The 12,022-nt window shown below is 43.0% G+C and carries 9 protein-coding genes; 6 read left to right on the forward strand and 3 right to left on the reverse strand.

Features of this window, described 5'->3' with window-relative positions:
• Nucleotides 1–21 precede the first annotated feature (21 nt).
• From dnaN to CXF61_RS07925, 4 genes are all read left to right on the forward strand, one after another.
• Entirely contained in the window at nt 22–1,197 is a 1,176-nt protein-coding gene (dnaN, locus tag CXF61_RS07910; protein WP_165597809.1) for a DNA polymerase III subunit beta, read from the forward strand.
• A gap of 138 nt (nt 1,198–1,335) precedes the next feature.
• Nucleotides 1,336–2,547, forward strand: coding sequence for a DNA replication/repair protein RecF (gene recF, locus CXF61_RS07915; RefSeq protein WP_165597810.1), 1,212 nt, complete (start codon nt 1,336–1,338; stop codon nt 2,545–2,547).
• 525 nt (nt 2,548–3,072) lie between these two features.
• On the forward strand, nt 3,073–5,688 hold the full coding sequence (gene gyrB, locus CXF61_RS07920; RefSeq protein WP_165597811.1) for a DNA topoisomerase (ATP-hydrolyzing) subunit B: 2,616 nt from the start codon (nt 3,073–3,075) through the stop codon (nt 5,686–5,688).
• A gap of 126 nt (nt 5,689–5,814) precedes the next feature.
• A complete protein-coding gene (locus tag CXF61_RS07925; RefSeq protein ID WP_165597812.1) occupies nt 5,815–6,438 on the forward strand; it encodes a manganese efflux pump MntP in 624 nt (207 codons plus the stop codon).
• A gap of 106 nt (nt 6,439–6,544) precedes the next feature.
• Here the strand turns inward: CXF61_RS07925 and rlmF are convergent, their stop codons facing one another.
• Together rlmF and CXF61_RS07935 are read right to left on the reverse strand one after the other, a co-directional pair.
• Nucleotides 6,545–7,582, reverse strand: coding sequence for a 23S rRNA (adenine(1618)-N(6))-methyltransferase RlmF (gene rlmF, locus CXF61_RS07930; protein WP_165597813.1), 1,038 nt, complete (start codon nt 7,580–7,582; stop codon nt 6,545–6,547).
• An 87-nt stretch (nt 7,583–7,669) separates the two neighbouring features.
• Nucleotides 7,670–8,425, reverse strand: a complete 756-nt coding sequence (locus CXF61_RS07935; protein WP_165597814.1) for a LysE family translocator — start codon at nt 8,423–8,425, stop codon at nt 7,670–7,672.
• A gap of 229 nt (nt 8,426–8,654) precedes the next feature.
• On the opposite strand from CXF61_RS07935, the gene CXF61_RS07940 reads away from it, so the two are divergent.
• Entirely contained in the window at nt 8,655–9,455 is an 801-nt protein-coding gene (locus tag CXF61_RS07940) for a crotonase/enoyl-CoA hydratase family protein (protein WP_165597815.1), read from the forward strand.
• Nucleotides 9,456–9,666: 211 nt separating this feature from the next.
• Here the strand turns inward: CXF61_RS07940 and CXF61_RS07945 are convergent, their stop codons facing one another.
• A complete protein-coding gene (locus tag CXF61_RS07945) occupies nt 9,667–10,485 on the reverse strand; it encodes a hypothetical protein (RefSeq protein WP_165597816.1) in 819 nt (272 codons plus the stop codon).
• 366 nt (nt 10,486–10,851) lie between these two features.
• Between CXF61_RS07945 and CXF61_RS07950 the strand changes: the two genes are divergently transcribed.
• On the forward strand, nt 10,852–12,009 hold the full coding sequence (locus CXF61_RS07950) for a MalY/PatB family protein (protein ID WP_165597817.1): 1,158 nt from the start codon (nt 10,852–10,854) through the stop codon (nt 12,007–12,009).
• Nucleotides 12,010–12,022: the final 13 nt, after the last annotated feature.

The raw sequence follows: 12,022 nt of genomic DNA on the forward strand, positions 1-12,022 counted from the left end.
TTCAAATAAGAGTAACTAAGCATGCAATTATCGATCAATCGAGAATCGTTACTAAAAGCTATCAACTTGATCGCCAAAGCCGCTGATAAACGCCACAATATGGTTATATTGGGTAATATCAAGCTACAGCTATCAGAATCTGAGCTTATCTTAACAGCGTCAGATTTAGAGGTAGAGCTGACATCGACATTGAAATTGCCTGCTGGTGCTTGTGTTGAAGCCGGTACAACGACGCTTCCTGCAACCAAGCTAAAAGATATTTGTAAATCGCTACCAGCGCAGGCGCAAGTTAATCTAGTAACTCAGGTAAATGAGCGTTGCTTGTTAACTAGTGGTAAGAGTCGTTTTACATTGGGAACATTGCCAAGCGAAGACTATCCGAGCTTGGGTAACCCTGAAAATATCACACCTCTGACTATTAGCCGTAATCGTCTGACAGATTTGATTCACAAAACACAGTTTGCAATGGCGATTCAAGATGTACGCTACTACTTAACAGGTATGTTATTTGATGTTTCACAGCAGCAACTGACAACGGTAGCAACAGATGGTCATAGATTGGCATTAGCCCGTAGTGTGATCAATGTAAGTGCAGATCTCAATATGCAGGCTATCTTGCCGCGTAAGGCAGTGATTGAGCTTGAGCGTTTAGCTTCTGAGCTTGGTAAAATGTTGGGTGATCAAGATAACGCAGTTACCCTAAGTTTTGGCCGGGAGTTTTTACAAGTAAGCTTACCATTTGGTGATGTCGATAGTGCAGGAAAGGTCAGCCAAGATTTGATGGTGACATTTACTGCGCGTTTGATTGATGGTAAGTTCCCTGATTATCGCCGTGTGATGCCGAGCAATACTGACAAGCTGGCTTTATTCAGTCAAGAAAAAATGACGGACGTATTACGCCGCGTTGCCATTTTGAGTAATGAAAAATCTCGTGGTGTGGTCTTTAATTTTGCTAGCGATGGTATGGTCGAAGTACGTGCTAATAATGCTGAGCAGGATGAAGCAGTCGAGATGATACAAGCTAAGTATCAAGGTGAGCCAATGGAGTTGTCGTTTAATGCTGCTTATCTGCAAGATGTATTAGGCGTCATCCAAGGCGATTTACAAATGCATATGAGCCAATCGAATGCCTCTGTATTGGTCAATCAACTAAATGATGAGTTCCATCAGTATGTCATTATGCCAATGCGTATATAGTGTGTTTTTCTTTAGAAATAAACAAAATCGAATAGAAATAATACGTTTCAAAGGGCTTTATTTTTAGTACTGAATATTGATTTTTAATAAACTTTTGCCTGTTAAATTAGCAGGCTTTAATGGGCGGCTATCGATACCATGATTGAACGTCTACAAATATCCCATCTTAGAAACCTTACTCAAATTAGTGTAGAGCCTGCTGCCTGCAACATAATTATTGGTGCAAATGGCAGTGGTAAAACCTCGTTGCTCGAAGCTATATTCTTGTTATCAAGAGGTAAGAGCTTTCGTCATCACCAGCCTAAACGTTATATCCAACATCATCAAAATAACACGACTGTTCATGCTAAGCTCAATGATAGTCGTACTTTAGCTATTCAAAAGCAAGCAGATGCTACGACCATCTTACGCCTCAATCAAACCACTGTTTATAACCAAAGTATCTTGACAGAGCAGCTACCTACATTGCTGATAGATCCATCGACGATGGATATGTTGGAGCAGGGAAGTGCGAGCCGTCGACAGCTGCTAGATTGGTTAGTGTTTCACATGAAACAAGGGTTCCATCCACAATGGATGGCTTATCAACGCCTACTGAAACAGCGCAATAGTTTGCTAAAGAGGACTCGTCATTTAACCCAAGTACAGCTTTCTGAGCTGAAATCATGGGATAAAGGGTTGAGTAACCATGCTGCTTTGATTCATCATTATCGCGAGCAAGTATTTACTGAATGGCAGCCTTATTTTGCCAAGAGTATTTTACAGCTATTGCCTTCTTACGCTGAGCAACTGAGCCTGAGCTATAACGCTGGTTATGACACCAGTGTCGCGCTAGATGTGCAGCTTAATGAGCGGTTAGAGCAGGATTTGCAATTGGGATATACTCGTATAGGCAATCATCGTGCTGATATTCATGTGCATTGGCGTTCTGATGAGTCTATAAGCGATCAAACGACAGATGCGAGAACAGCAGCTTCAGCAAATAGTATCCAAACCAAACTACCGACTTTAAAAGAGCAGGCAGCAAATGTATTGTCTCGCGGTGAAAAGAAACTGCTCATTACTGCACTGCGCCTATCGCAGCTACCACTGTTGCTAAACGATGAAGAGAGCAGTGACTCACTCAATGATGATTTATCATCGAAAGCAACCCCTGTTGTGCTTCTAGATGATATCACTGCAGAACTAGATGATAGAGCTATAGAAATACTGCTATCGACCCTAGCTCAACTCCCTTGCCAAGTATTTATGACCAGTCTAACAGACGATATTTTACCTTTAGTTAATGAACTTTGGTCACAACCAAATACGTTTCACGTGAAACAAGGAAAAATCTCATTTACTAACTAATACTTCATTTTTCTGCTTATACTTTTGATGATTACCCATCTACTTTCACATCTCATTACTCATTACTCATTACTCAGTACACTAGCCACTACTATTTGTCCTAACAGTTACTATGTTAAGACGACCTTTCACAGACCGTAAAACTCTCAGTAAACAGTGACTTAGAAGCAAAAAAATGTTAAAATAACCCTTTATTTTTGTCCTGTGCTCAGCAATTTATTTGATAGCATCATAGAAAAGATTTCTATTTTTCAATTATCTATAAGTATTTGATAATTATGTATTTTATTTATTTCAATAGTTTTGACAATGTCTAGAAAAACAAAGACTATTACTAATAAATAATTTACTAATTTTATCTCTGTGCAGCCTTTTTTGAGGCTAACGGTGGTTAGTGGTTTAGCTGCTCATATGCACTCTAGATTATGAATAATATACTTTAATTTTAAGATGCCATTATGCAGCAGACTTTTTATAAGTGCGCTAATCGTAAATGGCTGATTATGGCTAGATTAAGGAATGTACATGAGTGATTCATTACCTATTGACCACGAGCAATTGATAGACGACAGTGCTACTGAAGCCGCTGTGCCTACTGTAGTTTCAGAAGTGTTGCCTTCTGATTATAGTTCTAAAGATATTCGCGTATTGCGTGGGTTAGAGGCCGTACGTGTGCGTCCTGGTATGTATATCGGTGATACCGATGATGGCACAGGCTTGCATCATATGGTCTTTGAGGTAGTGGATAACTCTATCGATGAGGCACTTGCTGGTCACTGTGATCAGATTGATATTGTCATCCACGAAGATGAGTCTGTCAGTGTGATGGATAACGGGCGCGGTGTGCCTGTTGATATCCATCCAGAAGAGGGTGTGTCAGCGGCTCAGGTTATTATGACTGTCCTGCATGCGGGCGGTAAGTTCGATGATAATAGTTATAAAGTGTCAGGCGGTCTGCACGGTGTGGGTGTCTCAGTCGTTAATGCTCTATCTCAAAAACTTGAGATGAATATCTGGCGCGAAGGCTATCATTATCATCAAACTTATACTGATGGTGTACCTGATAGCGATATCCAACAGATGGAAGCCACCGATCAGACGGGCACACAAATCCGCTTTTATCCTAGTAGTGATGTGTTCACTGGTACGATTTTTGAGTACGATATCTTGGCAAAACGCTTACGTGAGCTGTCATTTTTGAACTCTGGTGTGCGTATTGTTTTGACTGATGAGCGTATTGATAAGCGTCATGAATTTGAGCATAAAGGTGGCTTGCTAGAGTTTGTTAGCTATATCAATGCTGGTAAAGACGGTATCAACGACGTATTCCATTTTACCAGCCAGCAAGATGATGGTATCAGCGTAGAAGTCGCGCTACAGTGGACAGATACATATAACGAAAAAGTACTGTGTTTCACCAACAATATCCCGCAAAAAGATGGTGGTACTCACTTATCAGGTTTCCGTTCAGCATTGACGCGTTGCTTGAACAGTTATATGGATCGCGAAAATTTATTTAAAAAAGAAAAAGTAGCCGCAACGGGTGATGATGCTCGTGAAGGCTTAACTGCAATTGTCTCTGTAAAAGTACCAGATCCAAAATTCTCAAGTCAGACCAAAGATAAGCTAGTATCAAGCGAAGTGAAATCTGCTGTTGAATCAGCGATGCATGATAAGTTCAATGACTATCTGTTAGAGAATCCAAGTGCTGGTAAAGCTATTGCTAATAAGATTATCGATGCAGCACGCGCGCGTGATGCGGCTCGTAAAGCGCGTGAGATGACGCGTCGTAAGACCACTTTGGATATTGCAGGTCTGCCTGGTAAATTGGCTGATTGCCAAGAAAAAGATCCAGTATTATCTGAGCTATACATTGTGGAGGGTGACTCTGCAGGTGGTTCAGCCAAACAAGGCCGTAGCCGTAAAACCCAAGCTATTTTGCCATTGAAAGGTAAGATTCTAAACGTTGAGCGTGCTCGTTTTGACAAAATGTTATCTTCTGCGGAAGTAGGCAACCTGATTACTGCATTGGGCTGTGGCATTGGCCCTGACGAATATAATCCTGACAAAGTACGCTATCACAAAATCATCATCATGACCGATGCCGATGTTGATGGATCGCACATTCGTACGTTGCTATTGACGTTCTTCTTCCGTCAAACACCTGAGTTGATCGAGCGTGGTTATGTATATATCGCTCAGCCGCCGCTATACAAAGTGAAAAAAGGCCGTCAAGAGTTATACCTAAAAGATGACGAAGCGCTTAAAGCGTATCTATTGTCTTCAACAATTGACAATACTAAGCTGCATATCAGTGCTGATGCGCCTGCGATTACTGGTCAAGCGCTTGAGACACTACTCAATGACTATAACCAAACGCAGTTGATCAAAGCACGTTTACAGATTCGTTTCCCAGCAGTGATTTTGGACGCATTGACGCATACACCAAAACTTAATACTGACATGACTTATGACGAGTCTGCTATGCAAGATTGGAAAGCAGAAATGCAGACTAAGCTGGATCACTTCGGTAGCGATCTAAGCCCTGAGATTGAATTGGTTAATATCCATGCGCCGCAGCCAAAAAATATGGACGCAGCCGCAGCAGATCTATTGGGTATGACGCCAGTATTAGGTACTGAGGAAGGCGAAGCGTCAGATAGTGAGGCTTTATCTACCAAGGCACAGTGGCTGCCACGCGTCACGGTATATGTGCATCAACTGGCACACCATTATCTGTTAGATGCTAGCTTTATCAACTCGGGTGAGTATGGCAAGTTGTTACGTCTATCAAGCGAGTGGAATACGTTGCTTGAGAGCGATGCCTTTATCCGCCGTGAAGCATCTGCTGGTACGACGAAAGACATCCCAGTGCGTGACTTTGATTATCTCTGGCAGCAAATGATGCTTGATGCGCGTCGTGGTCTAGCTATCCAGCGTTACAAAGGTCTAGGCGAGATGAACGCCGACCAGCTATGGGATACAACGATGGACCCTGAAAACCGTCGTATGCTACGCGTTACTATCGAAGATGCTATCGCTGCTGACCATATGTTTACCTGTTTAATGGGTGATCACGTTGAGCCGCGTCGTATCTTCATTGAAGAGAATGCGCTAACAGTATCGAACTTAGATATCTAAATTTGAAACTGGTTACTGACAATTTATAAAAATACCGCTTTGATATTCAAGGCGGTATTTTTGTTTCACGTGAAACTCATTTTCTAACGTTGCTATTATTTAATAATTATAATTTGTGGGAATCAAATGGTTGAAGTAATTTTACTCGCTATTGCTTTAGCGATGGATGCGTTTGCAGTGTCGATAGGGTTGGGTGCTAAGGCTCAAAAATATAGTCATCAATATGTACTGCGCTTGGCTATTTATGCTGCGCTTTACTTTGGTATCGCTCAGGGGATAATGCCTCTTATCGGATACTTATTAGGTGCGGCAATGTTGGGTTGGTTGGCCGCTGCTGCACCTTGGATTGGCGGTACTATATTGATTGCTCTAGGTGGCAAAATGCTTTACGAAGTGTTTACTGCTGATGAGTCAGATGATGACAGTGGTGATCTAGACGTCAATGATGATATTAACACTGATAGTGATACAGTAACAGCCACGAGTAAGCATGGACATATCAATCATCGCACTATGTTTACGTTAGCAGTTGCAACCAGTATTGATGCAATGGCGGCAGGGTTTACGCTGAATTTATTGGCACTGAACGCGTGGTTAGCTTGCCTTATTATCGCTGTAGTAACCGCTATATTTGGCTGGCTCGGGGTTTATTTGGGACGTCGCTCAGGTACATGGCTAGAGGATAAGGCTGAAGCATTGGGCGGTATCGTGCTTATAGCGATTGGTCTAAAAGTGATGTTTTTTAGCTAATTTATTTAGTTTTTTACTGAGTATTTATGCAAAAGCACCGCTTTGAATATCAAAACGGTGCTTTTTTGTTTCACGTGAGACTCAAATTAGTAATTTTACTTAGTGATTATTCTTCGTCAGTGTCAAAGCGCCAAGCTAGTACGCGAGTGCTTTTTTGACCTTGGCTCATCTCGATAATGCGCATTTGAGCGACGTTTAGCTGCTTTAATAATAATTGCAATGGCTTAACGTTTTCAGATTTCGACACTAAAGTAGTAAACCAGCCAACGTGTTCTGCAAAGCTCTGACTTTCTTTTGCCATCTTGGTCAGGAAGGCAATCTCGCCACCTTCACTCCATAGCTCTTTATGCTGACCACCGAAGTTTAGGTTTTGCGCAGCGTTGCCTGATTTGGTTGAGCTACGGCTGATTTGCTCGCTTTCATTTTTACCACGATGACGCTGCAAGTTGTGTTGCTTGCGACTATTGGCTTCCATCGCTTCTTCTAATGAAGCATGAAACGGAGGGTTACAAACCACGACATCAAAATAATCTTGACGACCAATGATGTTTTTAAAGATAAACTTAGGCTCAGGCTGCAGCTTTACTTTGACCGCACTCTTTAGTTTTGAATTAGCTTCACAAATCAGCGCTGCGGTGTTGACTGAGATAGGGTCAATGTCACTTGCTGTAAAGCGCCAGCCATAGCTTTGACTACCAACGATAGGGTAGATAGCACTGGCACCAGTACCGATATCAAGGGCGTGAATTTCTTTACCCGTTGGCGGTGTGTTGTCGGCATTTACGTGAGTGGTTTGTGCCAGTAAATCTGCGATGTAGTGAATATAATCGGCACGTCCAGGAATAGGCGGGCATAGATAGCCTTCAGGAATATCCCAAAACTTAACACCGTAATAGTTCGCCAACAGTGCTTTGTTCAGCACGCGAACAGCCTGATGATCCGAGAAGTTAATCGTCGACTCACCTTTAGGATTGGTAATGGTATGGTCAGCAAGCTCGGGTAAGGCGCGAGTCAGTACCGCAAAGTCGTAACGACCTTGGTGCGGGTTACGTGGATGCAGCTGACCGAGTTTTTTTGCGGTCGCAGGAGATCTGTTTCTGTGTTTACTATTTGCAGGGTTACGGGTCATGGGCTTACTTGTCATAATGTCAGGCTACGATATATGGATATAAGTAACCAGTGTAGCAGATTTCGCAGGTTGCTAATTGTTTATCCGCGCTTTATCGGTCGCTTATCGATGACGCAATATCAAGTTGAGCCCTAATACGATCATCGCAGTACCCAATACGCGGTCGATCCAATGCTCAAACCTTTGGAAGCGTCGATGTACCGCAGGGATAGAGAGTAGCATGACGACCGTACTAAACCACGCCATCTGTAACACCATCATCCATACACCATAAATAGCCAATTGCCAAAGCGGGATATCAGGCGACAATACAAGAGTAAAAATAGCTACAAAATATACAGGGGCTTTTGGATTAAAAACATTACAAAGGAATCCGCGACGCAACGTAGCAAAGGTAGATTCGCCATTACTAGGCAATTTTTCGATAGTGGTTTCTTTGGTTGTAGGTGTGGTTTGGCTAGCAAGCGCATCTTGCGAAGCGTGAGCGCTTGAATCTACTTGTGAGTCTGTTTTTTCCAAAGGATGTGTTTTTTCAAAAAGTTGAACGGTCTCTAAATCTGCTGGTTTTTTAGGCTTGGCTTGGATACCTTGCCAACCTAAATAAATCAGATAGCTGCCCCCCAACCATTTAATAGTAGTCAATAACGGCTGCGAATGAGCAATGACAGTCGCCAGTCCTAATACAGAATAGATAATATGGACGGCAAGACCTAAGGTAATACCGAGACTGCAAATCAAACCTGTGCGTCGACCTTTTGCTAATGTCTGCTGCGAGACTAAGACAAAATCAGGGCCAGGTGAGGCTGCAGCCAATAGATGTACGCTAGTGATGAGTAAAAAACCGTGCCAAAATTCCATAAAATACTCTGAACCATATTTAGACCTGCAACATAGTTGCACTTATCGTAAATGAGGTCAACTTTTATCGATTTTTGCACTATGCGAGTCATCTCTATGGCTTGTGTTATAGAACGAGGGTGTCTATATTAAAGGTGACTTATCGCTCAATCTCTACCGATAAAGTATCGAGATTCGACTATATAACCACTCATTATATTCCAATAATTACTTTAACAAGGATGGAACCATGACTACGGATAGTAACGCCACAGAAAACCGCATCACTTATAACACCCAAGGCCATGTTTGCCTTGTCGGGCTAAACCGTGCCAATAAACGCAACGCCTTTGACAGTCATATGATTGCCCAACTGTCTGACGCCATGACTCGCTACGAGGCGGACGATAACTTACGCTGTGCGCTGATATTTGCCCATGGTGATCACTTCACTGCTGGGCTAGATTTGGTAGAGCTGCAAGACAAGCTAAACGATGGCGTGTTTGAGTTTAATGATGATCAAATCGACCCATGGGGTATCAGTGGAAAACTGCGCACCAAACCAGTGGTCGTCGCGGTAAAAGGTACTTGCTTCACTGTGGCTATCGAGCTGATGCTAAATAGCGACGTGGTCATCGCTAGTGATAACTGTAACTTTGCACAAATGGAAGTCCAGCGCGGCATTATGCCATTTGGTGGCGCAACGGTACGCTTTGTCGCCGCTGCTGGCTGGCAAAAAGCCATGCCGTATCTACTCACTGGTAAAGCATTCGATGCGCAAACGGCCGATAGGCTGAATTTGGTCAGCGAAGTGGTAGCAAATGGTTCTGAATATGAGCGTGCATTGACGCTAGCCCAAGAGGTCTGTAAAGCCGCCCCTTTGGGTGTGAGAGGGGCATTGTCTTCAGCACAAGATGCCAGCCGTAATGGTGCAGCAACGGCATTGGCCAATATCCATAGCTATCTGCCGCCGCTGTTTCATTCAGAAGATGCAAAAGAAGGGGTAATGGCGATGGTTGAGAGACGTGAGGCTGAGTTTAAGGGGCGTTAATATTAATACAGTTTAAGAGTGTTTCTCATACGCAAAAGATAAAAGGACGATATGTGCACTTACCTTTTAAACTTCCGTAAAAATCCTATTTAATCAAACATACCAACCAAAAAAACCTCGCAATTGCGAGGTTTTTTCATTTTATCGAGTATTACTGACTTATCTAGCATGGCTGGTTATAGCTATACCAGTGTTATTGGCTCAACTATAATTATTTAGCTTTCTGGTAGTAATCAACCATCATCGTACCTAAAGTGCCGTTATTATCGATCGTGACGATTCTGACCGTACCTGATTGTGCTGCAGTACTCGACTGCACTTGTCCAGCGTTACCTAACACGACTTGGTTGTCTTTAGACGCCTTTGCCTCGTTACCGATAGCGATACTGTTCATGCCGCCTGCCATAGATTTATTACCGACCGCCACCGAAGTTGTGCCTTGTGCCATAGCCGCTTCACCAATAGCGGTAGAGCGCATACCGCTTGCATTGGCTAGATGACCAAACGCTTGTGCGCGTTCAGCGGTAGCTTTTGACTGCCAACCGATAGAGGTTGAGCCTAGACCAGCGGCATTAGCTTCACCGCCTACGGCTGTTGCTGAATTTAGACCTGCATTGGCTTTATTCCCGACAGCAACTGTATCATTATTGCCACCTGCCATAGCTGCCTCACCGACAGCGGTAGAGCGTACACCACTTGCATTGGCTAGATGACCAAAAGCTTGTGCACGTTCGGCAGTGGCTTTTGATTGCCAACCAATAGAGGTTGAGCCTAGACCAGCAGCGTTAGCTTGACCGCCAACGGCAGTAGCTGAGTTTAATCCTGCATTGGCCTGACTACCGATGGCAACGGTATCATTGGTGCCGCTAGTTGTGGCAGCGTTGCCGAGAGTGATGGCGGTGCTGCTAGCTGCGTTTGCAGTCTGATGGTCAGTTCCTGTTGCCATAGCAGTGCAAGAAGCGGTTGCGGCAATGGCAAAGGTGAGGGCACTAATCTTTAGTACTGATTTTGGTAAAAAGTCCATTTTCATTCTTCATTCCTTTTTGTTAGCCTTGATGGCTTATTAGATAGTTTGGGTAGATGTTGATAGATTATAATCATGGCAACATCAGCGCACTCTGGCATAAATAACTTTATGATAGATAGAGTCCGAAACCTTAATGTAGCATTATTTTTTAACTATTATTCAAATAATGTTTACTTTATATCTTTGAAGGTTATTTAAGCCGATAAATGGATAATTAAGGTCTAAAAGCACTTTAATTATTTGTAAAAAATCGAATGCGCCTTAATCTACTAGAGCAGATAGCGTAGCGTATATTTATAATATAGTGCACATATTGCGCTGTGTTTTCGACGTTCCAAACCATTATTATTCCAAATAAGAAGAGTACCAATGCAATATAACTTTGATGAAATAATCGACAGACGCGATACCGGTTCACTCAAGTGGCACTATAACGATGACACGATTGCGCTATGGGTAGCAGATATGGATTTTAAGGCTGCCACACCGATATTAAGCGCGGTTGAGCAAGTCATGCAGCATGGCATCTTGGGTTATACCAAACCTACTGACGCTTTATATAACTCGATTATTAACTGGCATGGTAAGCGTTATGACTTGCGGTTAGAGAAGCAGAATATCTTGTTTTCCCCTGGTGTCGTGCCAAGCCTAGCGCTGATGATGAATGTCTTTACCAAGGTAGGCGAGACGGTAATGGTCAACGATCCTATCTATACGCCTTTTATGAGCAAGGTTGAGCAAAATGGTCGTAAGCTTGTGCTCTCTGCATTAAAGGAAGTTGATGGCAAGTATCATCTAGACTTGGCGGATATCGAAGCCAAAATCATCGAGCATGACGTTAAGCTTTATTTGCTGTGCAATCCGCACAATCCTGGCGGGCGCGTGTGGACGAGGGATGAGCTGGAAGCGCTACTGGCCATTTGTAAAAAGTACAATGTGGCGATTGTTAGTGATGAGATTCATCAAGATTTGACCTTGATTGGTCATACGTTTACGCCATTTCTGACGCTGGCAGAAGGCTATGAGCACAACATAGTCAGCCTGACCTCAATGACCAAAACTTTTAATATCGCAGGTATCAAAGGCTCTATGATATTTGCTAAAGATAAAGCGCTAATCAAAAAAATCAGTCAGCAGCAGCAGTTAAACGATGAGTACGAGCTGAATTTATTTGCTTATACGGCCATGCGTAGTGCTTACGAGCACGGCGGTGAGTGGTTAGAGCAGGCGCTTAGTTATATCGAGGCCAATATTGAATTAACGGTGCAGTTTTTAAATGAGCATTTGCCTGATATTAAAATCATGCGCCCAGAAGCATCGTACCTAATTTGGCTAGATTGCTCAGCATATAGTCAAGACGATCAGGCGCTGTATGATGCGCTTAGAGCTGCTAAAGTTGAGCTAAACGCTGGCATTAAATATGGCGAGGAAGGACATTTAAAAATGCGTTTAAATGTGGCCTGTCCTAAAGAGACATTGATAGAAGGGTTGAATCGCATTCATGCAGCGTTGGGTGATATTACGTAGTAAACCTAGTAAA

It is taken from the genome of Psychrobacter sp. 4Dc (assembly GCF_002836715.1).
Taxonomy (GTDB): domain Bacteria; phylum Pseudomonadota; class Gammaproteobacteria; order Pseudomonadales; family Moraxellaceae; genus Psychrobacter.